The following is a 23,481-nucleotide window of genomic DNA, read 5'->3' as shown; positions in this document are numbered from 1 at the left end:
GGCATATGCTAGTTTGAGCGCAGAAAACGTTTACTGTTTGCCGTTACCAGGACAAGTTATGCAAAAATTTAATCCGGTGGATCATCCGCATCGCCGCTATAACCCGTTAACCGATCAGTGGGTCCTGGTGTCACCGCACCGGGCGAAACGCCCGTGGCAGGGCGCGCAGGAGACGCCAGCGCGTGAGACGCTGCCGGCGCACGATTCCGACTGCTTTCTGTGCGCGGGCAATACCCGTATCACCGGTGATAAAAACCCTGATTACACCAACACCTATGTCTTCACTAACGACTTTGCTGCGCTGATGGAGGAGACCCCGGATGCGCCGCAGAGCGACGACCTGCTGATGCGCTGTGAAAGCGCCCGCGGCACCAGCCGGGTGATCTGCTTTTCGCCCGATCACAGCAAAACGCTGCCGGAGCTGTCGCTGAGCAACCTCGAAGCCATTGTTGCGACCTGGCAGCAGCAGAGCGCTGAGCTGGGGCAGCACTATCCGTGGGTGCAGGTGTTTGAGAACAAAGGCGCGGCCATGGGCTGCTCCAATCCGCATCCGCACGGTCAGATCTGGGCTAACAGCTTTCTGCCTAATGAAGCGCAGAAAGAGGATGATAACCAGCGCCGTTACTATGCCGAAAAAGGCATGCCGCTGCTGCTGGATTACGCGGCACGCGAGCAGCAGGACGGCAGCCGTACCGTCGTGGAGACGGCACACTGGATCGCCGTGGTACCGTGGTGGGCCGCCTGGCCGTTTGAAACCCTGCTGCTGCCAAAAACGCACGTAAAACGCCTGACCGAACTCAGCGCAGAGCAGAGCAGCGACCTGGCGCGCGCGCTTAAGCTGCTGACCAGCCGCTATGACAATCTGTTCCAGTGCTCATTCCCCTATTCGATGGGCTGGCACGGCGCGCCGTTTACCGAAGAGGCCGGCGATCACTGGCAGCTGCATGCGCACTTCTATCCACCGCTGCTGCGCTCGGCAACGGTGCGTAAATTTATGGTCGGCTATGAGATGCTGGCTGAAACCCAACGTGATTTAACGGCGGAGCAGGCAGCAGAACGTCTGCGCTCTGTCAGCGATATCCATTTTCGTGAGGCGCAATAAATGTCTTTGAAATCGACTACCCGGCAGCTGTTCGCTGACACCTTTGGTTATGCTGCCACCCATACCATTCAGGCGCCGGGCCGCGTCAATCTGATTGGTGAACACACCGATTACAACGACGGCTTTGTGCTGCCGTGCGCTATCGATTATCAGACGGTAATCGCCTGCGCACGCCGCGACGATCGCCAGGTCCGGGTGATCGCCATGGATTATGACAACCAGCAGGATAGCTTCTCGCTGGATGCGCCGATCGAACCGGTAAAAGAGCCGATGTGGGCCAACTATGTGCGCGGCGTGGTGAAACACCTGCAGCAGCGTGACGCCGGCACCGGCGGCGTGGATATGGTGATCAGCGGCAACGTGCCGCAGGGCGCCGGCCTCAGCTCCTCTGCGTCACTGGAAGTGGCCGTCGGCACGGTATTCCGTGAACTCTGGCAGCTGGATCTCGATGGCGCGGCGATTGCGGTCAACGGCCAGGAGGCGGAGAACCAGTTTGTTGGCTGTAACTGCGGCATTATGGATCAGCTGATTTCAGCACTCGGCAAACAGGATCACGCCATGCTGCTCGACTGCCGCACCCTGGCGACCCGTGCGGTGCCGATGCCGGACAACGTCGCCGTGGTTATTATCAACAGCAATTTCCGCCGCTCGCTGGTAGGCAGTGAATATAATACCCGCCGCGAGCAGTGTGAGACCGGCGCGCGCTTCTTTAACAAACCGGCGCTGCGCGACGTCACGCTGGAGGAGTTTGAAGCACGCGAGCATGAGCTGGATAAGCTGGTGGCGAAGCGCGTGCGTCATGTTATTACCGAAAACGCCCGGACGCTGGAAGCGGCCGACGCGCTGAGTCAGGGCGATCTTGAACGCATGGGCGAGCTGATGGCGGCTTCACACGCCTCTATGCGCGACGATTTTGAGATCACCGTGCCGGCAATCGATCAGCTGGTGGCGATTGTTAAACAGGAAGTGGGTCCGCACGGCGGCGTGCGCATGACCGGCGGCGGCTTTGGCGGCTGCATCGTGGCGCTGATGCCGGCAGAGCGGGTAGATCAGGTCAGAGCGGCCGTGGCGGAAAAATATGAAGCGCAGACCGGTATCAAAGAAACCTTCTACGTCTGCAAGGCCTCAGAGGGAGCGGGTCAATGGTAAGCGACGTCAACTCCCATGCGCCAGACGGACAGCCGTGGCGCATCACGGTTCTGCGCAACCGTCACGGCATGGTGGCCACCTTTATGGACTGGGGTGCCACCTGGCTTTCGGCGCGCGTGCCGATGCGGGATGGCAGCGTGCGTGAAGCGCTGCTGGGCTGCGCTACGCCGTCAGATTATCTGCATCAGGACGCCTATCTCGGCGCCACGATTGGCCGCTACGCCAATCGCATCGCGCAGGCTGAGCTAAAGACGCTTAATCTGAAGCTGGCTGCCAATCAGGGGCCGCATCAGCTGCACGGCGGGCCGGAAGGGTTTGACAAACGCCGCTGGCAGATTGTCAGCCAGAGCGACAGCAGCGTGCACTATCGGCTCGACTCGCCGGATGGCGATCAGGGCTATCCGGGTAATCTTATCGCCTCCGTGACCTATGAACTGACGGAGGATAATACGCTGGCGATCCGCTATCAGGCGGAGACCGATCGCGCCTGCCCGGTTAACCTGACTAACCACGCCTACTTTAACCTTGATGCGCATCATGGCGACGCCCGCCAGCATCGGTTACAACTGCAGGCAGATCGTTACCTGCCGGTAGACAGCGCGGGCATCCCCGCTGCGCCGCTGAAAGCCGTTGCGGCGACCAGCTTCGACTTCCGCCAGCCTAAGCGCGTGGCGGACGAGTTTCTGGCTGATGCCGATCAGCAGGCGGTCAAAGGCTACGATCACGCGTTTTTACTGAACGCGGCAGGTGACATCACGCAGTGTGCCGCCGGACTCTGGTCCGCTGACGGCGCGCTGCAGCTCAGCGTGTTTACCACGGCACCTGCGCTGCAGTTCTATACCGGCAACTACCTGGCGGGAACGCGCGCCCGCGAGCAGGAGAGCTATACTGCTTTCCAGGGCATTGCGCTGGAGAGTGAATTTTTACCCGATTCGCCTAACCATAGCGAGTGGCCGCAGCCCGATTGCTGGCTGCAACCCGGTGACATCTGGCGCTCAGAGACGCGGTATCGCTTTACGGCACACTGAGACGACGGCTGAAAAACGCGCACTGCGTATGCGACAGACTTACGCCGTGCGCCGTTTTCCGTTATGGTATGGCGCTATCAGTGTGCCGCCGCTTCAGGCGGCCGCAGCCGGGTTCATTACTAATCTACTTAAGCATTAAGGAGTAAAGCTATGGCCGTAACTAAGCTGGTTCTGGTCCGTCACGGCGAAAGCCAGTGGAATCAGGAAAACCGCTTCACCGGATGGTATGATGTGGATCTCTCTGACAAAGGTCGTACCGAAGCGAAAGCGGCGGGTCAGCTGCTGAAGAAAGAGGGCTTCGTGTTCGATTTCGCCTATACCTCCGTGCTGAAACGTGCCATCCACACCCTGTGGAACGTGCTGGATGAACTGGATCAGGCCTGGCTGCCGGTAGAGAAAACCTGGCGTCTGAATGAGCGTCACTACGGTGCGCTGCAGGGGCTGGATAAAGCAGAAACCGCGGCTAAATATGGTGATGACCAGGTTAAGCAGTGGCGTCGTGGTTTTGCCATTACTCCGCCAGAGCTGGATCGCAGCGATGAGCGTTTCCCCGGCCACGATGCGCGTTACAAATCACTGACCGAGGCGCAGCTGCCTACCACCGAGAGCCTGGCGCTGACCATCGACCGCGTTATCCCTTACTGGAACGAAACCATTCTGCCGCGCATTAAAAGCGGTGAGAAAGTTATCATTGCCGCACACGGTAACTCGCTGCGCGCGCTGGTAAAATATCTCGATAACATGAGCGAAGATGAGATCCTCGAACTGAACATCCCGACCGGCGTGCCGCTGGTGTATGAGTTCGATGAAAACTTCAAGCCAATCAAACACTACTATCTGGGTGATGCCGATGAGATCGCAGCGAAAGCCGCGGCCGTGGCAAACCAGGGTAAAGCGAAGTAAACCTCCGCAGTAAACCTGAAGGCCAGACGTTTGTCTGGCCTTTTTTATGCGTCACGCTCAGCCGCGACGGGTACGGATCGCCTGCGCCAGCTGACGCAGCGCTGTTTCCGTATCTTCCCAGCCAATGCAGGCATCGGTTACGCTCTGGCCGTATACCAGCGGCTTCCCGCTCTCCAGGCTCTGATTGCCTTCCACCAGATGGCTCTCAATCATCACGCCGGTAATCGCCTGCTCGCCGCCGGCAATCTGCTGTGCCACATCTTCCGCCACAACCATCTGCCGCTGGAACTGCTTGCTGCTGTTGGCATGGCTGAAATCGATCATCACCTGCGGACGCAGGCCCGCTTTTTCCAGCCCGCTCTTCACTGCCGCAACGTGCTCAGCGCTGTAGTTTGGCTCTCTGCCGCCGCGCAGGATGATGTGGCAATCTTCATTGCCGCGCGTCTCAACGATAGCCGAGTGCCCATATTTGGTTACTGACAGGAAGCAGTGCGGCGCGCTGGCCGCGCCAATGGCGTCAATAGCGACTTTGATCGTACCGTCGGTGCCATTTTTGAACCCTACCGGACAGGAGAGACCGGAAGAGAGTTCGCGATGCACCTGCGATTCGGTGGTGCGTGCACCGATGGCGCCCCAGCTCATCAGATCGGCCATATATTGCGGCGTGATCATATCCAGAAACTCGCCGGCAGCCGGCAGACCGGTGTCGTTGATATCCACCAGCAGCTTACGCGCCAGACGCAGTCCTTCATTAATCTGAAAGCTGCCATCCATGTGGGGATCGTTAATCAGCCCTTTCCAGCCCACCGTGGTGCGCGGCTTTTCAAAATAGACGCGCATCACCACTTCCAGCTCGCCGCTCAGCTCATCGCGCAGCGTCAGCAGGCGTGCAGCGTACTCTTTCGCCGCTGCCGTGTCGTGGATTGAGCAGGGACCGATCACCACCAGCAGGCGATCGTCCTCGCCATGCAAAATGCGGTGAATGGCCTGACGCGCCTGCGATACGGTCGCCGCCGCGCGCTCCGTTGCCGGATATTTCTCCAGCAGCGCTACCGGGGGAAGTAACTCTTTGATCTCTTTAATGCGTAAATCGTCGTTCTGGTAATCCATACTTATTCCATTCAGATTTTCGCCCTGCGTGCGCCGGACGTAACCCCTTCAATCTATCCCTTCAGCCGGCATGAGTAAATTAAGAGCGTTATGAAAATGCTTTTGTCTCATTTGCATTTATAGAGCCATAGACTAAGCTTTTAAACGTAAGCACTGAGGAACGAGTCGCTTACACTATATATTTTTACGCCGAACACTCCTGACGAAATTTAATTTCGTTACGGCCCGCTTTTTTCGTCACACAGCACCCGTGGGTGTCAAACGGCAACTATCCATTTATTACAGGAGCATAATGATGAATAAGTTTGCAATTGTTTTTCTGACGGCAGCAATGACTCTGGGTAGCGGTGCAGCGATGGCTGCAAACAACAATGGACAGGCCAACGCATCAGCTGAAGCGGGTGCGGCAGCGGGCGGCGCAAAACAGAATCTGCCTCCGCACAATGTTGATAATAGCGATATCAACACCGGCAACACCAATACCAACGGCGCAGCAATGTCAGGCACTGAGTCAGGCGATATGTCTGCCAAAGAGGTGCACAAAAACACCATGTGCAAAGATGGCCGCTGCCCGGACATGAACAAAAAAGTCGAAACCAAATCGGGTAGCGACAACGTGAATACCAAAACCGACGGCACAACTCAGTAAGAGATGTCTCTGCGGTAATCAGGGCGAGCGCAGGCTCGCCCTTTATTTTTGCCGGCCCCGCTTTTCCGCTATGCTAACCGCCATGAAATTCACAGGAACGGTGACATGGCTACCCTACTGCTTATTGACGATCACCCGCTGGTTGAAGTCGCACTTCAGGCTGCCTGCCAGCACGCCCCTATTCCTCTGCAGCTCTATGCCGCCGCTGATGAATCTCAGGCACGCGCCTGCCTGCAGCAGCATAATATTGACGTCATTATTCTTGATATCGGCCTGCCGGATTGTGATGGCTTAGAGCTGCTGCGCCGCCTGCGCGCCCGCGATGCACAGCGCCCGGTGCTGATCTACTCTGCACAGCAGAGCCGCCACACCTTACTGAGCGCCGCTTCGCTGGGGGCGGCAGGCTATGTGGTGAAAAGCCAGAGCATGGCTCAGCTGCTCAGCGCCATCCTTGCAGTGCTGGGGGGACAGCAGGCCTTTCCGCCGCTGCCGGAGCGCCTGGACCTGCCGCTGACGGAGAAAGAGCAGCAGATTGTAGCGCTGCTGGTGCGCGGCCTCTCTAACCTGCAGATTGGTGAGCAGCTGCATATCAGCAATAAAACCGTCAGCACGCATAAAAAAAATATCATGGCCAAGACCGGCGTGACCTCGGTGGTTGAGCTGGCTGAACTGTGGAAAGCGCAGCAGTGAAGCGGCTCTGGCTGCTCTGCTTGCTGCTGGTAGCCGGCGCACGCGCTGAACTGCTGCCCGCCAGCAGCGTCATGCTGCCTGCGGTTATGCCGGTGCCTCACGCTGCGCCACCGCCCGCCACGCAGCTGCGCGTGGCGGTGCCGGTGCAAAATAGCGCGCCCTGGTCGATGCGCATCGGCGATCGCCTGTGGGGCATTGATGCTGACTATCTCAGCGCCCTCAGCCAGCAGAGCGGCGTACGGTTTCAGCTGCAGGGCTACCCTGACCGGAGCGCGCAGCTGCAGGCGCTGAAGCGCGGTGAGGTGGACCTGGTTTTGACGACTGAAAGCGCACCGCTGCCTGCCGGCGCCTCGCTCAGCGCCAGCTGGTTCAGCACGCCGCTCCGTATTTACCGCAACCGTGCAAATCAGCGCGCGGTAATGTTTAACAGCGATAACGCTCAGCTGACGATTGCCGGCAGCACGCTGACGCAGCTGCCGCCGGAGCTGGCAGCGCGCCACCGCTGGCATCCGCTGGCCGGCAACTTACAGGCGCTCTACGCCCTGCTCAATCAGCAGAGTGATTATCTGGTCGCCGATGAAGCCAGCGCCGGCTTTCTGCTCAGCCAGCTGCAGCAGGGAGAGATCTACCAGATCACCGCCGATCCGGATGCGGTACTGACGCTGCGCACGATCGCCCGCGATCCGGCGCTGACAACATGGATCGATGCGCAGCTTCGCCTGCTGCCGGCGGAGTTCAGCCGGCAGGTTGCTCAGCGCTGGAGCCCGCCGCTGCCGCGCTATCAGGATACGCAGACGCTGATGCTCAGCCCGGCAGAGCAGCAGTGGCTGGCGGCGCATCCCGTTGTCACCTACGCCGCCGCGCCAGATAATGCCCCCTGGAGCTACCGGGACGCCAGCGGTAACGCGCGCGGCTTTGGTATTGACCTGCTTAATGCGCTGGGCCAGAGCACCGGCATCCGCTTCACGCCGCGCTGGGTCGCTAACCCGCAGCAGGCGCAGGCGCTGCTGGCACAGCAGGCGGTGATGCTTACGCTGCTGGAGCCTCTGGATACGCCCGATGCGGCCTCCACCACGCTTCCGGTATGGCGTGCTATCTGGGGCGTTTACAGCCGGATGCCGCTTGCGCCTGCCGACTGGTCCTCGCTGCAGGGCAAACGTCTTGGCGTACTGCGCGGCGATCTGGCCCGTCAGCTGCTGCCGCCGGGTATTACGCCACAGTGGTTTGACGACCGCACCCGGCTCTGGCAGGCGCTCGGCAGCGGACAGATTGATGCGCTGGTGGATAATGTGATCTCAGCACGCTGGCGGCTGGCCAGCCGCGATGACAGCGCGCTGCGTCTGGCGTTTGCCGCCAGCGATATCGCCTGGCCGATGGCGCCCCGGGTAACCCCGCAGCAGCCGCAGCTGCGCGCCCTGCTCGATCGCGCGCTGCAACAGATACCGCCAGAAACGCTGAACCAGATGCGGGCAAGCTGGGCGCAGCCGCCGCAGCCCGGCAGCACGATGATGATGCGCAGCATACCAAAACTGCTGCTGTTTGCAGCGGCGCTGATTATTGCAGGGCTGCTGCTGCTGCAGCTGCGTCACGTGCTGCAGCAGCGGCGTGAACGGCGGCAGCGCGCAGAAGCGGAGTGCGCCAGTGCGGCTAAAAGCCAGTTTCTCGCGACCGTCAGTCATGAACTGCGCACGCCGATGCAGGCGATCCTTGGCCTGCTGGAGCTGGAACAGCAGCAGCATGTGCCCTCACGGGTCGCGCTGATGCACAGCAGCGCCCGCTCGCTAATGGCGCTGCTGAACGATTTGCAGGATCATGCGCGGATTGAGAATCAGAGTTTCCGCCTGAATCCGCACCCGCTGAATCTCTCCCGCTGGCTGCAGCAGCAGCGGCAGCTTTACCATCCGCTGATGCGCCCCGGCGGTCCGCAGCTGCGCGTAACGGCCCTGACGCCGCTGCCCGCCAGCGTGCTGCTGGATAGCGATCGCCTGCAGCAGGTCATTAATAACCTGGTGGCTAATGCACTGAAGTTCACCCGTGAAGGCGAAATAAGCCTTACGCTGGCGGCAGAGGAGCAGATTACGCTTGTTGTGACGGACAGCGGCAGCGGCATTCCGCTCAGCGAACAGGCACACCTGTTTGAGCCATGGTATCAGGCGCCGTCTGGCCGGCGTCATGCGGTACAGGGCAGCGGTCTGGGGCTCTTTATCTGCCGGGAAATCGTACAGCGAATGGGCGGTACGCTGCAGCTGAGCTCTGCGCCGGGCCAGGGCACACGCGTCAGCGTAACGCTGCCGCTGACGCCCTGTGACATTGTGGATGCCGGCGACGATCCGGTCTGGCCGCGCTATCCGCAGCTGCGGGTGGCGATTGTTGACGATCATCCCGCTAATCTGCTGGTGCTGCAGCAGCAGCTGGCTGCTTTTGGCATTCAGGCTGAGACCTTTGATGCGGGACGCGCCCTGCTGCTCGCCGATGCCAGGCAGCCGTTTGATGTGCTGTTTATCGATCAGATGATGCCGCATCCCGATGGCCTGACGCTGCTGCGCATTCTGCGCCGCCGCCAGCGGCAACGACCACACCCTGCCCTGCGCGTGATCTGTTCCGCCGACGTGCAGCGCTTGCGCCTGCCTCTGCAGGCGCATGAGGCGCAGCTGGTGAAGCCCGTTACGCTGCAGGCGCTGGCCGCGCTGCTGGCGCAGGCGCAGTCCGATCCGCTGGCGCAGCTGCCGGCAACGCTGCAGCAGCTGGCTCAGCACGACGCCAGCTGGCTGCCGCGCATCTGTGAAACGCTGCAGCGCGCCGTTACGCAGGATCGCGATGCGCTGCTGCAGGCCAGCGGGCAGCGCGACTGGGCGGCGATTGAAAAAGCGGCTCACCGCCTGAAAGGCAGCTGGCTGATGCTGGGCATTGAAGATGCCGCCGGAGCGTGTCAGCAGCTGATTGACGCCGCGAAACAGCAGCAGCTCCATCCTGACACGCTCAATTTACTGATATTATTAACCAACAGGCTACTCAACCAACTGGAACGCTATGGCACACTCTCACTCTCACGGTGACCACAATGCTAATCGCACCCGCCTGGCGGCGGCGTTTAGCGTCACGGCACTGTTTATGCTGGCCGAAGTGATCGGCGGCCTTCTTTCAGGTTCACTGGCGCTGCTGGCCGACGCCGGACATATGCTGACCGACGCCGCCGCCCTGCTGATGGCGCTGCTGGCGGTGCAGTTTGCGCGCCGTAAACCCAATGCGCGGCATACCTTTGGCCTGCTGCGTCTGACCACCCTGGCGGCGTTTGTAAACGCGATTGCGCTGCTGGTGATCACCGTGCTGATTGTCTGGGAGGCGATCCGGCGTTTTACTCATCCGCAGCCGATTGAGGGCGGCCTGATGCTCGGTATCGCTATCGCCGGGCTGTTTGCTAACCTGCTTTCATTCTGGCTGCTGCATCGCGGCAGCGGCGAGAAAAATCTCAACGTGCGCGCCGCCGCGCTGCACGTCATGGGCGATCTGCTTGGTTCGGTGGGCGCCATTGCCGCCGCGGTTATCGTTATGCTTACCGGCTGGACGCCCATCGATCCGATTCTTTCACTGCTGGTTTCCGTGCTGGTGGTGCGCAGCGCCTGGGCGCTGCTGCGTGAAAGCCTGCATGAGCTGCTGGAGGGTGCACCGGTGAATATCAATATTGATAAGCTGGCGCGCGAGCTGAAGCTGAACATCGATGAGGTGCGTAACGTTCACCATATTCACCTGTGGCAGGTGGGAGAGAAGCCAGTGCTTACGCTGCATGTTCAGGTGGTGCCGCCGTACGATCACGACGGCCTGCTGCGAAAAATTCATCACTATCTGCATCAGCACTATCAGATTGAACATGCCACGGTGCAGATGGAGTATCAGGCGTGCAGCCTGCCCGACTGCGCGCTCGGTTCAGAACACGCCGCTGATGACGATCATCATGCGGTGCTGGACGGACACGCGCATCATCATCACTAACCCGCCAGCGCACGTGAGCCCTGCTCGCGTGCGCTCTGTATCCACAGACGCGAGCCGTTCAGCGCAATCAGCGTGAGAATGGCGTACTCCAGCGACATCGCATATACCCCCTGCCGGGCAAAAATCATTACGCTAATGACGTTGATGACCACCCACAGCAGCCAGTTTTCGACATATTTACGCGTCATCAGAATCATTGCCACGACAGAGAGCACCATCATGCAGGAATCCCAGAAGGGAAACGCGTCAGGCTGCAGCTGCGGCATGCTGACCTGCAGGCCGATTCCCTGCATGATCTGCACTGCGCTGCGGGTAAGGAAGCCAAACACCACATCGATATAGCGCGTCATCAGCGCAATCGCAATAACGCAGGCGGCGCCCCATGCCAGCGCTTTCGGCAGCGACAGCCAGCGAATTTTTAACGCGCGCTCATGGTCACTGGTTTGCCGGCTCCATGCGTACCAGCCATAGAGATTGGCGACAAAGAAAAAGAGCTGCAGCAGCAGGCTGGCGTAGAGCTGGATCTGAAAGAAAATCACCGCAAACAGCGTGACGTTGATCAGACCAAACAGGTAGTTACTGATTTTTTCCTGGCTTGCCAGCCAGATACAGAGCAGCCCGGCCAGCGTGCCGAACGCTTCAATCCATGAGAGGTCGTATCCGCCGGCGCCCAGAGGGATATGTACCAGGATATTTTGCGTGCTGAAAATGTCCATTACTGGCTCCTGTGCCTGAAATGCAGGGTGCGTAAAAGAGCGGTTCGCCTGCCGCCGATCCAATGGCGCACTACCGCATCAGTGTTTTATGTAATTAACAACAGAAGCCACGAAAATACTACAAAGCATAATAAATCGCTATTTAGTTTTTTATACTAAACAACCGGCGCACCCGGCTCTTTACCTGCCCGCTCCAGCTCCAGCAAAAACGCCTTAACCGGCAGGCCACCGGCAAAGCCGGTCAGTTTGCCGTTGCTGCCAATGACGCGGTGGCATGGAGCCATAATAGAGAGCGGGTTTTTGCCGTTGGCAGCCCCCACCGCGCGTACGGCTTTGGGATGCCCAATCTGCTCGGCTATCTGCCGGTAGCTGCGCGTCTCTCCAAATGGGATGGTCAGCAGGGCGGCCCATACCTTTTGCTGGAACGGCGTGCCGGACGGGTCGTAGCTCAGGGTAAAACGCTGCCGGGTGCCGGCAAAATACTCCTGCAGCTGACGCTCCGCCTCGCATAGCACCGGGTGCGACTCGTTACGTGACAGCGGCGTCAGCGGCACGCGCTGCGATCCTTCATTTTCCCACAGCACGGCTGCCAGGCCTTTATCGCTGGCAATCAGCGTCAGCTCGCCGACCGGCGTCACGATGGTTTTAGTATGGTACATAACAGATCTCCGCAGTGGATGACTCCCGACTATTATTGCATTAATCGCGCCGCAAACTGGCTGTTTTCGGACAGGCACATAAACTGATTAGCTGTCCGAAAGCAGCGTGTTTCCGCACCCGGACTGCGCCATGATGCCCTTTATTTACCGGAGAAGACGATGCTTGATCCTGAAATTGCTTACCAGGCGCTGACGTCGCGCGACAGTCGCTTTGACGGGCTGCTCTACGTGGGCGTAACCTCAACCGGTATTTACTGTCGTCCTGTCTGTCCGGTGCGCAAACCGCTGCTGAAAAACTGCCGCTTTTTTCATAACGCAGAAGCAGCGGAAAAGGCGCGCTTTCGCCCGTGCCTGCGCTGCCGCCCGGAGCTGGCGCCGGGATTTGCGCCGGTAGATAACCATCACCGCATTGCCGATCGTCTGATCCGTCGCGTTGAAGAGGGCATGCTGGAGGAGCAGACCTCGCTGGCAGATATTGCCGGTGAGTTCTTTCTGAGTGAACGTCAGCTGCGGCGCGTTATTCAGCAGGAGCTGGGCGTTTCGCCGCTGGAGCTGCGTCAGACGCGGCGTATGCTGCTGGCCAAACAGCTGCTGACCGAAACCGCGCTGCCCGTAACGGAGGTCGCTTACGCCAGCGGCTTTCGCAGCCTGCGCCGCTTTAATGATGTGTTTCAGGCGCGCTATCACATGACGCCTTCCGCGCTGCGTAAGCGGAGCCAGCCGGAAGGCGCTGCGCTGCCACAGCAGAGCGCCACCCTGCAGCTGAGCTACCGTCCACCCTATGACTGGGCGGCGATGCTGGAGTTTCTTGAAGCGCACGTCATGAAGCAGGCTGAGTGGGTGGCCGATGGCGCTTATCACCGCACCGTCGCGCTGGGCGGCTGTCGCGGCTGGGTGCGCGTCAGCGCCCTGCCCGATAAGCATGCGCTGCAGGTTGAGTTCACTACCACACTGACGCCGGTGCTGCCTGCCCTGCTGCGCCGGCTGCGCGATCTGTTCGATCTGGATGCTCAGCCGCAGGCGGTGAGCGAGCTACTGGGCCGCGATCCGCTGCTGGCAGAGAGCCTGGCGCGCCACCCGGGCCTGCGCGTGCCCGGCGCGTTCGATGCGTTTGAGTTAAGCGTGCGCGCGATTCTCGGCCAGCAGGTTACGGTAAAAGCGGCTGTAACGCTCAGCAGCCGTCTGACGGAGCGCTTTGGCGAGCCGCTGGAGACGCCCTGGCCGGCGCTCTCCCGCCTCTCTCCGGACGCGGCCACGCTGGCAGCAGCAACGGTCGATGATATTGCGGTGCTCGGCATAGTCAGCGCCCGTTCAAATGCGATTATCGCACTGGCCCACGCCTGCGCCAGCGGCGCGCTGCGCTTTAACGGATCTCTGCCGCCGGATACCGTACAGCAGCAGCTGCTGGCGCTGAAGGGGGTCGGCCCGTGGACCGCCAGCTATATCGCCATGCGGGCGCTACGCTGGCCTGATGCTTTCCCGAAAGAGGATATCGCTATCCGTAATAATCTCGGTGGCGTAACGGCCAGAGAGGCAGAGCAGCTATCGCAGGTCTGGCGGCCATGGCGCAGCTATGCCGTGCAGCATATCTGGAAAAGCCTGATGCCCGAAAAAGCCTCCCGGAAAAAGCCGGCACGGTAGCGGCCAGGGCGCCATAAATGGCGCCCCTGCGGATAGATGGGCATATTCCGTCAACGCAAACGCATTACCGCTCCTCATACCCGTAGGGGTCGCATTAATGCGACCCTGGCGTGTTAATGCGACCCTGACGCGTTCATTAACCATCGGGGTTTATACGCGGCCAGGACGCCATAAATGGCGCCCCTACGTATGGATGGGCATATTCCGTCAACGCAAACGCATTACCGCTCCTCATACCCGTAGGGGTCGCATTAATGCGACCCTGGTGTATTAATGCGCGTCTGTGGGGGGGCATTACCGTACTGCGGAAAACGAAAAAAGCGCCCGTTGGGCGCTTTTTTCTGAATCTGGTGGGTCGTGCAGGATTCGAACCTGCGACCAATTGATTAAAAGTCAACTGCTCTACCAACTGAGCTAACGACCCGCTGTGGAAGCGGCTTACAACTTTAAACTTGATGGTGGGTCGTGCAGGATTCGAACCTGCGACCAATTGATTAAAAGTCAACTGCTCTACCAACTGAGCTAACGACCCATCAAGGTTGTGAAGCTAACTGAAGAACCCGCCTGAACCTGTGGTTGAGATGGTGGGTCGTGCAGGATTCGAACCTGCGACCAATTGATTAAAAGTCAACTGCTCTACCAACTGAGCTAACGACCCATCTTCAGCGTCGCCGATACGCATTTACATATGTCCCGGCAACGGCGGCATATATTACTGATTTAGCGGGAGGGCGCAACCCTTATTTTCCCGCAGATAGCTCAACTGCTTACCTTTCAGGCGGCAAGACCAGAAATCAGGCGAAATCTGGTCTTTTTCGTACAAATTACAATCCGGCCAGCCGCTTTTGCGCCTGCTTTGCTGACTCACTATCCGGGAACTGCTTGATCACCTGCTGATAAACCGCTTTGGCTTTTGCCGTGTCTTTTTTATCCTGCATGATCACGCCAACCTTAAACAGCGCTTCCGCCGCTTTCGGTGATTTGGGATAGTTCTTCACCACCGTGGCAAAATAGTAAGCCGCATCATCCTTCTTGCCTTTGTTGTAATGCAGCTGCCCCAGCCAGTAGTTGGCATTTGGCTGATAGGTAGAGTCAGGATACTTCTTCACCCATGCCTGCAGTGCAGAGATAGCCTGATCGTACTGCTTCTTCTCCAGAATCAGCGCGACGGCAGCGTTGTAATCGGTATTTGCATCGCCGGTTTGTGCAGGTGCGGCAGCCGTATTACTGCTACCCGCATCAGCGTTTCCCGCTGCGGCACCGGCAGCATCAGCGTTACCGCCGCTCTGTGCAGCGGACTGGCTGCTGCTTAACGTGTCGAGCTGCTGGTAAAGCTGCTTCTGACGCTCAACCGCCTGGTTAAGCTGATAGCTGTTCTGCTGGATCTGCCCGCGCAGGGAATCGATGTCGCTCTGATTATCGCTCATCTGCTGCTGTAACTGCTGCAGCAGCTGCGCCTGAGCATTGGAGATACGTTCAAGAGTGGTGACACGGTCTTCGACCGAGCCTGAGCCAACGCTACTGATTGACGCCTGGGCATTAGCGGCCCAGGGGGCCGCTACGCCAACCAGTAACGACAGACCCGCAAGGGATAGTCTGAAGTTACTAATCATATGATTCTCTTAGTAAACCAGTACGGCACGACGGTTTTTAGCATACGCTGATTCGTCATGGCCCAGTACGGCTGGTTTCTCTTTACCGTAAGATACGATAGACATCTGATCGGCAGAGACGCCTTTGCCCTGCAGATACATTTTCACTGCGTTAGCACGACGCTCGCCCAGCGCGATGTTGTACTCTGGCGTGCCACGCTCATCCGCATGACCTTCGATAGTCACTTTGTAAGACGGGTTGCCGCGCAGGAAAGCTGCGTGCTGATCCAGCATCTGAGCATAGTCAGACTGCACGTCATACTTGTCCAGACCGAAGTAAACGATGTTGTTCTGCTGCAGCTGCTGCATCTGCAGACGCGCCTGCTCGTCAGAAGACATGTTGCCGCCGTTCATGCCAGCGCCAGAGCCCGCACCGTACGCACCATCAGCACCCATACCGGACTGATCGTTGTTGTTGTTTTTGTGTGAGCTACAAGCAGCGACTGCAATCACTGGCAGAGCCAGCATTAAACCCTTCAGCATTTTGTTCAGTTGCATTTCTTTATCCTATTATTTTGTTTGCCATACATAGACTCTCCCGCCGACGAGGCAAGGGAGCGATGCATCACAGATACGGCGACCAGGCAGGTGATTTTACCTGTCCATCAGTTGCCGGAAGACGCGCTTTGAAACGCCCGTCAGTTGAAACCAGCTGCAGCACGGATCCCATCCCCTGAGTAGAGCTGTAGATAACCATGGTGCCGTTTGGTGCCAGACTTGGCGTTTCATCCAGGAACGTGTCCGTTAACGTCTGAACGGCTCCCGTTTCCAGATCCTGTTTGGCGACGTGCTGCGCGCCACCGGCGCTGCTGATCATCACCATGGTTTTACCGTCGGTCGACACATCCGCATCCTGGTTCTGTTTGCCTTCCCAGGTAATACGCTGTGGCGCGCCGCCGTTAACACCGACTTTATAAATCTGCGGTGCACCCGCCTGATCCGAGGTATACGCCAGGGTCTGGCTATCCGGGAACCAGGTTGGCTCAGTGCTGTTATAGCGGCCGTCTGTTACCTGACGGATCTGACCTGAGCCCAGGTCCATTACATAGAGATTCAGGCTGCCCGTTTTAGAGAGGGCGAAAGCCAGCTTAGAACCATCCGGTGAGAACGATGGTGCACCGTTGTGACGCGGGAAGGAGGCAACCTGACGAATAGCGCCATTTGCCAGCGTCTGGATCACCAGCGCTGATTTGCCACTCTCAAACGTAACGTAGGCCAGTTTGCTGCCGTCAGGTGACCAGGCCGGTGACATCAGCGGCTGCGGTGAACGGTGTACCACAAACTGGTTGTAACCATCGTAGTCAGACACGCGCAGCTCATACGGGAACTGGCCGCCGTTGGTCTGCACAACATAAGCGATACGGGTGCGGAATGCGCCTTTAATGCCGGTCAGCTTCTCAAAGACTTCGTCACTGGCGGTATGCGCCGCATAGCGCAGCCACTGTTTTGTTACTTTGAAGGAGTTTTGTGCCAGTACGCTGCCCGGTGCACCACCGGTGTCGACCAGCTGATAGGCGACCTGATAGCTGCCATCGGCGTTAGGTGAGACCTGACCGACCACCACAGCATCAATACCCAGCGCGCTCCATGCGGCAGGCTGAACTTCCTGCGCACTGCCGGGCTGCTGCGGCAGACGTGAGCGATCCAGCGGATTGAATTTACCACTGTTGCGCACGTCAGCTGCCACAATACCGCCGACATCTTCTGGCGCCGCGCCAGGTCCGGCCCATTTAAACGGTACTACACCAATCGGACGGGCAGTGTTAACGCCCTGCGTAATTTCAATGCGTACTTCTGCGTGCAGCACAGCGGCCCACAGCAGTACAAAAAAACCTAAGGTTACACGAAGTGCCTGCTTCATCTTATCTCCCTTACCTGAACCTGAGTTCACGATAATTCGCACAGTTCCTGAAAAAACACGAGTATTTTATAGAATACGGCAAGCTAACCTTAGTTCAACCTGCCGTACGTTACTGCATTATTGCGGCCTGAAACGCATTGGTGCGTTTTTAAACACTTCATACACCGCCTGCGAAGGTGGCTTAGGAATACGCGCCTGCTTCGCAGCGGCAATGGCAGCCTGGCAAAGTGCCGGATCGCCCCCTTCCGATTTCACATCAATCAGCAGCCCATCGGGTGCCAGCTTAATACGTAAATCGCAGCTCTTACCGCGATAGAGATCGGCATCATAGAAGCGGCTTTGGATGGCGCTGGTGATCTGGCCCAGATAGGCGTTGACCTCAGCACCCGATGCACCCGCTTTCTTCTGATTGCCCTGCCCTGCTGCACCACCGCCGCCGGCTGCAGCGCCACTCTTCGGCGCGTTTTTACCGGAGGAGAGGCCGCCCAGCAGATCGTCAACATCGCTTTCGCCCTGCGCGGCTTCAGCAGCAGCCTTTTTCTTCGCGTCCGCGGCTGCTTTGGCTTTCGCCGCTGCATCTGCTTTTGCTTTAGCGGCTGCATCCGCTTTCGCTTTGGCAGCGGCGTCTGCTTTCGCTTTTGCCTCAGCGGCCGCCTTCTCTTTAGCCGCTTCAGCTGCTTTCTCTTTAGCCGCTTCCGCAGCTTTCTCCTTCGCCGCCTCTGCTGCTTTCTCTTTGGCTTCCTGCGCAGCTTTGGCTTTCGCCTCTGCCGCTGCTTTAGCTTTGGCATCGGCCGCTGCCTGCGCTTTCGCTTCCGCCTGCGCTTTGGCTTTCGCCTCAGCTGCCGCTTTCGCCTGCTCTGCCGCTTTCTCTTTTGCAGCATCCGCTGCCGCTGCTTTCGCCTGCTCTTCTGCCTGTTTCTTCGCCTCGGCAGCAGCCTGCTTCGCTTCAGCCGCTGCGGTTGCTTTCGCTTCTGCTGCTGCTTTAGCGCGCGCGTCTGCTTCTGCTTTCGCATCCGCTTTCGCCTGTGCGGCAGCGGCTTCAGCCGCTTTTTGCTGCTCCTGAGCCTGCTTTGCAGCCGTTTCGGCCGCTTTCTGCTGCTCAGCCTGCTGTTTAGCCTGCTCTTTCGCTTCCTGCTGCGCCTGCAGCCGCTCTTTTTCCAGCGCTTTCAGACGCTGCTGCTCAGCGGCCTGTTTTTGCTGTAGCTCTTCTGCCTGCTGCTGCGCCTGCTTTTTCCGCTGCTGTTCTGCACGCTGGCTGTCGCTCTGCTGATTTTGCTGACGATTATATTGTTCAACCACAGCACCGGGATCGACCATGACGGCATCAATATCGCTACCGCCGCCGCCGCCGCTCGCTTCAATATGTTCGTTGAACGAGCTCCAGATCAGCAGCGCAATCAGCACGATGTGCAGCGCCACCGAAACGATGATTGCGCGTTTCAACTTCTGGTTCTGTTCGGTTGCCTTCGACACTCTCGGTTCCCAAAAACAAGTCGCGTTAAATCGGCTGCGTCATCAGACCGACTGATTTGACGCCAGCCTGATGAAGCAGGTTCAGCGCTTTAATGATTTCGTCGTAAGGCACATCTTTGGCCCCGCCAATCAGAAACACGGTTTTAGGATTGGCTTCAATACGACGCTGCGCCTCACTGACCACCTGCTCTGGCGGCAGCTGGGTCATACGATCGTGATCCACCACCAGGCTATATTGTCCTACACCGGCCACTTCAACAATCACCGGTGGATTATCATCGCTGGCAACCGTTTTAGAGTCAGTGGCGTCCGGCAGATCAACCTCCACGCTCTGCGTAATGATTGGCGCGGTTGCCATAAAGATAAGCAGCAGCACCAGCAGTACATCGAGCAGCGGAACAATGTTGATTTCCGACTTAAGATCGCGGCGTCCGCGACCACGGGTTCTGGCCATCGTAAACCTCGACTTACTTCGTATTGTCGCTAGAGAAAGCCTGACGATGCAGGATAGCCGTGAACTCTTCCATAAAGTTATCGTAACCCTGCTCCAGCTTGTTAACGCGCTGGTTCAGACGGTTATAGGCCATGACCGCCGGGATCGCGGCAAACAGGCCGATCGCAGTGGCGATCAGCGCTTCTGCGATACCCGGTGCCACCATCTGCAGCGTGGCCTGCTTGACTGCGCCCAGCGCGATGAAAGCGTGCATGATCCCCCATACGGTACCAAACAGACCGATATAGGGACTGATTGAACCCACGGTACCGAGGAAAGGAATGTGGGTTTCCAGCGCTTCCAGCTCGCGGTTCATGGAGATACGCATAGCACGGCTTGCCCCCTCAACCACCGCTTCCGGCGCATGGCTGTTTACGCGGTGCAGGCGGGCAAACTCTTTGAAGCCGGCGTAGAAAATTTGTTCAGATCCGCCCAGCTCATCACGGCGTCCCTGGCTCTCCTGATAGAGACGCGAGAGTTCGATACCGGACCAGAACTTATCTTCAAACGCGTCCGCTTCGCGTCCTGCCGCATTCAGAATGCGCGTACGCTGGATAATGATTGCCCAGGAGGCAATAGAAAAGCCGATCAAAATCAACATGATAAGTTTGACCAGAAGGCTCGCCTTCAGGAACAAATCAAGAACATTCATGTCAGTCACTGCTTGAACTCCGCGACAATAGACTTGGGAAGCGCAATCGGCTTCATCAGGTGTGGGTTAATGCAGGCGATCAGGACATCCGCCTCGTTGAGCACCCTGCCTTCAGCATTGACGATACGCTGGGTGAAGGTCATGGTTGCGCGGGTCATTGAGGTCACTTCGGTCTGTATCTCCAGAAGGTCGTCAAGGCGAGCCGCGGCGATGAACTCCACCGTCATGCGCCGTACCACAAATGCGACCTGCTCTTCTAACAGGACGTGTTGATTGAAATGGCGCTGACGCAGCATTTCGGTACGTGCTCGTTCATAAAAAGCAAGATAGCTGGCGTGGTAAACCACACCTCCGGCATCGGTATCTTCATAGTAGACCCGCACCGGCCAGCGAAACAGCGTTGTACTCACTCTACATCCCGGTCTCATTTTTAAACGTTGCTACTATACGCAAGAGCGATCCGCTTGGGAATGGTCCGCCAGAGCCAGAAGAAAATAATTATCTGACGGTAACAACCAGAAGGAATTACTCAACATTTCCTGACCTGATGCTGACAAAAGTCCTGGTCTGCAGTCAGGCGAGTGTGCCGTTAACAGGCACAAAAAAAGGGCCCGTCCGGACCCCTTTATTACCTCATGCTACCGGCCAGCATGCTGACCGATCAGGCGTTGTCATCCTGTGCACGGTTTGCATCTCTCTGCTCCAGCGCCAGGGCGGTGATCACACCTAATGCGCAGGCCAGCAGCGTGCCGAGGATCCAGGCAAAATACCACATGCAAAAGCTCCTTAATCAGTAGAGAGAGTGCGTGTTGCGTTCAATATCATCTTGGGTAATGCGACCGAACATTTTGTAGTAGCACCAGCTGGTGTAGGCCAGAATGATCGGCACAAAGATGAGTGCGGCGATGGTCATAATCTTCAGCGTCAGCAGGCTGGAGGTGGCATCCCAGAGGGTCAGGCTGCTACCCGGCACGGTGCTGGAGGGCATGATAAACGGGAACAGCGCAATACCGGCGGTCATGATGACGCAGGCCAGCGTCAGGGAAGAGAAGATGAATGCCCAGGCACCCCGCTCGCCGCGCGAACAAAGTAGTGTAAGCAGCGGCAGAACAGCGCCCAGCAGCGGAAACGCCCACAGCAGCGGCATCTGCTCAAAATTACGCAGCCAGGCACCCGCCTCGCGCACCACCTCTTTGCCCAGTGGATTAGAGGCTGCGTGGTGATCGATAACGCTTTTCACTACATAGCCGTCAAGGCCATATTTTACCCACAAGCCCGCCAGCACAAAGGCGATGAGCATCACCAGCGCCCCCGCCTGCGCCGCGCTGCGCGCACGTAAATGCAGCTCACCGCAGGTGCGCATCTGCAGATAGGTGGCGCCCTGGGTCAGGATCATCGCCACGCTGATGACTCCCGCCAGCAGGCCAAATGGATTGAGCAGCTGGAAGAAATTGCCGGTATAGAACAGACGCAGATAGCTATCTGCATGAAACGGCACCCCCTGCAGCAGATTGCCAAAGGCAACGCCTATCACCAGCGGCGGAACAAAACTGCCGGCAAAGATGCCCCAGTCCCACACGGCACGCCAGCGCCTGTCTTCAATTTTGGATCGATAATCAAAACCCACCGGGCGAAAAAAGAGCGAGGCGAGCACCAGAATCATGGCGACATAGAAACCAGAGAAGGCGGCGGCATAGACCATGGGCCAGGCGGCAAACAGCGCACCGCCAGCCGTGATCAGCCAGACCTGATTGCCGTCCCAGTGCGGTGCAATCGTGTTGATCATAATACGGCGCTCGGTGTCGCTGCGTCCGAGCACGGGGGTCAGCATACCGACCCCCATATCAAAACCGTCCGCCACGGCAAAGCCGATCAGCAGTATGCCAATCAGCAGCCACCAGACAAAACGTAACACTTCGTAGTCAAACATGGTTGCTCTCCTTTAGCCGCGCTCTGGCTGCGTAGCGATCTGCACTGATTCATTGTGATAGCGGCCGGTTTTCAGGCTGCCCGGCCCCAGGCGGGCAAACCGGAACATCAGATACATCTCTGCCACCAGAAACAGCGTGTATAGTCCGCAAATCAGCGTCATCGAAAACAGCACGTCTCCCACGGTCAGCGAAGAGTTCGCTACGGCGGTGGGTAACACTTCACCGATTGCCCACGGCTGACGCCCGTACTCCGCAACAAACCAGCCCGCCTCGATAGCGATCCACGGCAGCGGAATGCCATACAGTGCGGCTTTCAGCAGCCAGCGCTGCTGACCGATCCGGTCGCGGACTACGCTCCAGAATGAGAGGGCAATAATCGCCAGCAACAGCGCGCCGCACAGCACCATGATACGGAAGGCAAAATAGAGCGGCGCCACGCGCGGAATGGCGTCTTTCACCGCCTGTTGTATCTGCGCTTCGCTGGCATCGGTGACCGTCGGGGTGTAGCGCTTAAGCAGCAGGCCGTAGCCAAGATCCTGCTTGCTGGCTTCAAACGCGCGGCGGACTTCCGGGTCCTGATTGCCGCTGCGCAGCGCATTGAGCAGGCCATACGCTTTGATGCCGTTACGGATCCGCACCTCATGCTGAGCCTGCAGTTCTTTCAGGCCGGTAACGGGTTTATCCACTGAGCGCGTGGCGATAAGGCCAAGCAGATACGGAATCTGAATCGCATATTTGTTCTCCTGCGTCTCCTGATTCGGTATACCAAATAACGTAAAGGCGGCGGGTGCCGGCTGGGTCTCCCACTCCGCCTCAATTGCGGCCAGTTTGGTTTTCTGGACATCCCCCATCTCGTAGCCCGACTCATCGCCGAGCACAATCACCGAGAGCACTGCCGCCATGCCGAAACTGGCCGCAATAGCAAAGGAGCGGCGGGCAAACGCCACATCGCGCCCTTTAAGCAGATACCAGCCGCTGATCCCCAGAACAAACATAGCGCCAGCGGTATAGCCCGCCGCCACGGTATGTACAAATTTCACCTGTGCGACCGGGTTAAGCACCAGCTCTGAAAAGCTCAGCATTTCCATACGCATGGTTTCAGCGTTGAATGCTGCGGCGATGGGATTTTGCATCCAGCCATTGGCCACCAGGATCCAGAGCGCAGAGAGGTTGGATCCCAGCGCCACCAACCAGGTGACCGCCAGATGCTGAACTTTGCCCAGCCGGTCCCAGCCAAAGAAAAACAGGCCTACAAAGGTGGATTCAAGAAAGAACGCCATTAATCCTTCAATGGCCAGCGGCGCCCCGAAAATATCGCCGACGTAATGGGAGTAATAGGACCAGTTAGTGCCGAACTGAAACTCCATGGTGAGTCCGGTGGCCACGCCCAGCGCAAAGTTGATGCCAAACAACTTGCCCCAGAATTTGGTCATATCTTTATAAATCTGTTTGCCCGACAGCACGTAGACGGTTTCCATGATCGCCAGCAGAAACGCCATACCCAGCGTTAATGGCACGAACAGAAAGTGGTACATCGCCGTCAGGGCAAACTGTAAGCGCGACAGCTCGACAATATCTAACATGAGAACTCCTTGCTCTTCGCATGCCGCTGTGTTGCCGGACGGTAAACGGCGCAGCAGCGTGCAGGAACGGCTGATTATTAATTCCGGTTTTATTACCCGCAGACAGCGCAATCTGCGGCCCGGAATGAGCGAGTAATAGTGGTGATAATTCCCTGAAAATATCGCCTCACATTTCTGTCATGCAGGCGTCAGCGTCAGA

Annotated in this window: 22 protein-coding genes and 3 tRNA genes; 9 read left to right on the top strand and 16 right to left on the bottom strand. The window is 58.2% G+C overall.

All coding sequences use genetic code 11. The features are described 5' to 3' along the window. Window positions 1–58 precede the first annotated feature (58 nt). From galT to gpmA, 4 genes are all read left to right on the top strand, one after another. Window positions 59–1,102, top strand: a complete 1,044-nt coding sequence (gene galT / locus B4056_RS04610) for a galactose-1-phosphate uridylyltransferase (RefSeq protein WP_288653949.1) — start codon at window positions 59–61, stop codon at window positions 1,100–1,102. Next, the gene (gene galK, locus B4056_RS04605; protein ID WP_094112180.1) at window positions 1,103–2,251 is read left to right on the top strand and encodes a galactokinase; all 1,149 of its coding nucleotides are present in this window, start codon (window positions 1,103–1,105) and stop codon (window positions 2,249–2,251) included. Next, window positions 2,245–3,279, top strand: coding sequence for a galactose-1-epimerase (gene galM, locus B4056_RS04600; RefSeq protein ID WP_039383276.1), 1,035 nt, complete (start codon window positions 2,245–2,247; stop codon window positions 3,277–3,279). Before galK ends, galM begins: the two co-directional genes overlap by 7 nt. Before the next feature lie 150 nt (window positions 3,280–3,429). After that, on the top strand, window positions 3,430–4,182 hold the full coding sequence (gene gpmA, locus B4056_RS04595; RefSeq protein ID WP_039383274.1) for a 2,3-diphosphoglycerate-dependent phosphoglycerate mutase: 753 nt from the start codon (window positions 3,430–3,432) through the stop codon (window positions 4,180–4,182). 57 nt (window positions 4,183–4,239) lie between these two features. Here gpmA and aroG read toward each other — a convergent pair whose 3' ends face one another. Continuing rightward, complete coding sequence (aroG, locus tag B4056_RS04590; RefSeq protein WP_039383273.1) at window positions 4,240–5,292, bottom strand: 3-deoxy-7-phosphoheptulonate synthase AroG; 1,053 nt, start codon at window positions 5,290–5,292, stop codon at window positions 4,240–4,242. Between the two features lie 295 nt (window positions 5,293–5,587). Between aroG and B4056_RS04585 the strand changes: the two genes are divergently transcribed. From B4056_RS04585 to zitB, 4 genes are all read left to right on the top strand, one after another. Continuing rightward, window positions 5,588–5,941, top strand: coding sequence for a YbgS-like family protein (locus B4056_RS04585; RefSeq protein WP_082032651.1), 354 nt, complete (start codon window positions 5,588–5,590; stop codon window positions 5,939–5,941). A 105-nt stretch (window positions 5,942–6,046) separates the two neighbouring features. After that, entirely contained in the window at window positions 6,047–6,631 is a 585-nt protein-coding gene (locus B4056_RS04580) for a response regulator transcription factor (protein ID WP_039383269.1), read from the top strand. Next, complete coding sequence (locus B4056_RS04575) at window positions 6,613–9,687, top strand: hybrid sensor histidine kinase/response regulator (RefSeq protein ID WP_288653944.1); 3,075 nt, start codon at window positions 6,613–6,615, stop codon at window positions 9,685–9,687. The genes B4056_RS04580 and B4056_RS04575 overlap by 19 nt, the downstream gene beginning before the upstream one ends. Next, entirely contained in the window at window positions 9,662–10,621 is a 960-nt protein-coding gene (zitB, locus tag B4056_RS04570) for a CDF family zinc transporter ZitB (protein ID WP_039383263.1), read from the top strand. Before B4056_RS04575 ends, zitB begins: the two co-directional genes overlap by 26 nt. Here zitB and pnuC read toward each other — a convergent pair. Together pnuC and B4056_RS04560 are read right to left on the bottom strand one after the other, a co-directional pair. After that, the gene (gene pnuC / locus B4056_RS04565) at window positions 10,618–11,337 is read right to left on the bottom strand and encodes a nicotinamide riboside transporter PnuC (protein ID WP_071668994.1); all 720 of its coding nucleotides are present in this window, start codon (window positions 11,335–11,337) and stop codon (window positions 10,618–10,620) included. The two genes, zitB and pnuC, sit on opposite strands and share 4 nt — an antisense overlap. Window positions 11,338–11,492: 155 nt before the next feature. Beyond that, window positions 11,493–11,996, bottom strand: a complete 504-nt coding sequence (locus B4056_RS04560) for a methylated-DNA--[protein]-cysteine S-methyltransferase (RefSeq protein ID WP_039383258.1) — start codon at window positions 11,994–11,996, stop codon at window positions 11,493–11,495. 159 nt (window positions 11,997–12,155) lie between these two features. Between B4056_RS04560 and B4056_RS04555 the strand changes: the two genes are divergently transcribed. Then, window positions 12,156–13,637 (top strand): AlkA N-terminal domain-containing protein, encoded by a 1,482-nt coding sequence (locus B4056_RS04555; RefSeq protein WP_288653942.1) that lies wholly within the window; start codon window positions 12,156–12,158, stop codon window positions 13,635–13,637. Window positions 13,638–13,985: 348 nt separating this feature from the next. Here B4056_RS04555 and B4056_RS04550 read toward each other — a convergent pair. The 13 genes from B4056_RS04550 to cydA all read right to left on the bottom strand — a co-directional run bounded on the left by B4056_RS04550 (window position 13,986) and on the right by cydA (window position 23,282). Continuing rightward, window positions 13,986–14,061, bottom strand: a tRNA-Lys gene (locus tag B4056_RS04550). A 32-nt stretch (window positions 14,062–14,093) separates the two neighbouring features. After that, window positions 14,094–14,169 (bottom strand) — tRNA-Lys (locus B4056_RS04545). A gap of 50 nt (window positions 14,170–14,219) precedes the next feature. Next, window positions 14,220–14,295: transfer RNA gene (locus B4056_RS04540), tRNA-Lys, on the bottom strand. Between the two features lie 166 nt (window positions 14,296–14,461). Beyond that, on the bottom strand, window positions 14,462–15,250 hold the full coding sequence (cpoB, locus tag B4056_RS04535) for a cell division protein CpoB (protein WP_071668993.1): 789 nt from the start codon (window positions 15,248–15,250) through the stop codon (window positions 14,462–14,464). Between the two features lie 9 nt (window positions 15,251–15,259). Next, entirely contained in the window at window positions 15,260–15,787 is a 528-nt protein-coding gene (gene pal / locus B4056_RS04530) for a peptidoglycan-associated lipoprotein Pal (RefSeq protein WP_039383250.1), read from the bottom strand. 67 nt (window positions 15,788–15,854) lie between these two features. Then, entirely contained in the window at window positions 15,855–17,150 is a 1,296-nt protein-coding gene (gene tolB, locus B4056_RS04525) for a Tol-Pal system beta propeller repeat protein TolB (RefSeq protein WP_039383247.1), read from the bottom strand. Window positions 17,151–17,267: 117 nt separating this feature from the next. Further along, complete coding sequence (gene tolA / locus B4056_RS04520; protein WP_039383246.1) at window positions 17,268–18,623, bottom strand: cell envelope integrity protein TolA; 1,356 nt, start codon at window positions 18,621–18,623, stop codon at window positions 17,268–17,270. A gap of 25 nt (window positions 18,624–18,648) precedes the next feature. Continuing rightward, window positions 18,649–19,077: a colicin uptake protein TolR gene (gene tolR / locus B4056_RS04515; protein WP_039383244.1), complete on the bottom strand. Its 429-nt coding sequence runs from the start codon at window positions 19,075–19,077 to the stop codon at window positions 18,649–18,651. A 13-nt stretch (window positions 19,078–19,090) separates the two neighbouring features. Next, the gene (gene tolQ / locus B4056_RS04510; RefSeq protein ID WP_039383242.1) at window positions 19,091–19,777 is read right to left on the bottom strand and encodes a Tol-Pal system protein TolQ; all 687 of its coding nucleotides are present in this window, start codon (window positions 19,775–19,777) and stop codon (window positions 19,091–19,093) included. Further along, window positions 19,774–20,178, bottom strand: coding sequence for a tol-pal system-associated acyl-CoA thioesterase (gene ybgC / locus B4056_RS04505; protein ID WP_039383240.1), 405 nt, complete (start codon window positions 20,176–20,178; stop codon window positions 19,774–19,776). The genes tolQ and ybgC overlap by 4 nt, the downstream gene beginning before the upstream one ends. A gap of 251 nt (window positions 20,179–20,429) precedes the next feature. Continuing rightward, window positions 20,430–20,543 carry a cytochrome bd-I oxidase subunit CydX gene (gene cydX / locus B4056_RS04500; RefSeq protein WP_071668990.1) on the bottom strand — a complete coding sequence of 38 codons (114 nt, stop codon included), beginning with the start codon at window positions 20,541–20,543 and terminating at the stop codon, window positions 20,430–20,432. Between the two features lie 15 nt (window positions 20,544–20,558). Then, window positions 20,559–21,698: a cytochrome d ubiquinol oxidase subunit II gene (cydB, locus tag B4056_RS04495; protein ID WP_039383238.1), complete on the bottom strand. Its 1,140-nt coding sequence runs from the start codon at window positions 21,696–21,698 to the stop codon at window positions 20,559–20,561. Window positions 21,699–21,710: 12 nt separating this feature from the next. Further along, window positions 21,711–23,282 carry a cytochrome ubiquinol oxidase subunit I gene (cydA, locus tag B4056_RS04490; protein ID WP_094111659.1) on the bottom strand — a complete coding sequence of 524 codons (1,572 nt, stop codon included), beginning with the start codon at window positions 23,280–23,282 and terminating at the stop codon, window positions 21,711–21,713. Between the last annotated feature and the right edge of the window lie 199 nt (window positions 23,283–23,481).

The sequence above is a fragment of the Pantoea sp. UBA7232 genome, assembly GCF_002473195.1.
Taxonomy (GTDB): domain Bacteria; phylum Pseudomonadota; class Gammaproteobacteria; order Enterobacterales; family Enterobacteriaceae; genus Pantoea; species Pantoea eucrina.
The sequence above is the reverse complement of the archived record's forward strand: the minus strand, read 5'-3'. Positions and strand labels throughout refer to the sequence as shown.

Coding starts and splice junctions, on each gene's coding strand:
- galT (WP_288653949.1), top strand. CDS start 59: ATGCAAAAATTTAATCCGGTGGATCATCCGCATCGCCGCTATAACCCG.
- galK (WP_094112180.1), top strand. CDS start 1,103: ATGTCTTTGAAATCGACTACCCGGCAGCTGTTCGCTGACACCTTTGGT.
- galM (WP_039383276.1), top strand. CDS start 2,245: ATGGTAAGCGACGTCAACTCCCATGCGCCAGACGGACAGCCGTGGCGC.
- gpmA (WP_039383274.1), top strand. CDS start 3,430: ATGGCCGTAACTAAGCTGGTTCTGGTCCGTCACGGCGAAAGCCAGTGG.
- aroG (WP_039383273.1), bottom strand. CDS start 5,292: ATGGATTACCAGAACGACGATTTACGCATTAAAGAGATCAAAGAGTTA.
- B4056_RS04585 (WP_082032651.1), top strand. CDS start 5,588: ATGAATAAGTTTGCAATTGTTTTTCTGACGGCAGCAATGACTCTGGGT.
- B4056_RS04580 (WP_039383269.1), top strand. CDS start 6,047: ATGGCTACCCTACTGCTTATTGACGATCACCCGCTGGTTGAAGTCGCA.
- zitB (WP_039383263.1), top strand. CDS start 9,662: ATGGCACACTCTCACTCTCACGGTGACCACAATGCTAATCGCACCCGC.
- pnuC (WP_071668994.1), bottom strand. CDS start 11,337: ATGGACATTTTCAGCACGCAAAATATCCTGGTACATATCCCTCTGGGC.
- B4056_RS04560 (WP_039383258.1), bottom strand. CDS start 11,996: ATGTACCATACTAAAACCATCGTGACGCCGGTCGGCGAGCTGACGCTG.
- B4056_RS04555 (WP_288653942.1), top strand. CDS start 12,156: ATGCTTGATCCTGAAATTGCTTACCAGGCGCTGACGTCGCGCGACAGT.
- cpoB (WP_071668993.1), bottom strand. CDS start 15,250: ATGATTAGTAACTTCAGACTATCCCTTGCGGGTCTGTCGTTACTGGTT.
- pal (WP_039383250.1), bottom strand. CDS start 15,787: ATGCAACTGAACAAAATGCTGAAGGGTTTAATGCTGGCTCTGCCAGTG.
- tolB (WP_039383247.1), bottom strand. CDS start 17,150: ATGAAGCAGGCACTTCGTGTAACCTTAGGTTTTTTTGTACTGCTGTGG.
- tolR (WP_039383244.1), bottom strand. CDS start 19,077: ATGGCCAGAACCCGTGGTCGCGGACGCCGCGATCTTAAGTCGGAAATC.
- cydX (WP_071668990.1), bottom strand. CDS start 20,543: ATGTGGTATTTTGCCTGGATCCTCGGCACGCTGCTGGCCTGCGCATTA.
- cydB (WP_039383238.1), bottom strand. CDS start 21,698: ATGTTTGACTACGAAGTGTTACGTTTTGTCTGGTGGCTGCTGATTGGC.
- cydA (WP_094111659.1), bottom strand. CDS start 23,282: ATGTTAGATATTGTCGAGCTGTCGCGCTTACAGTTTGCCCTGACGGCG.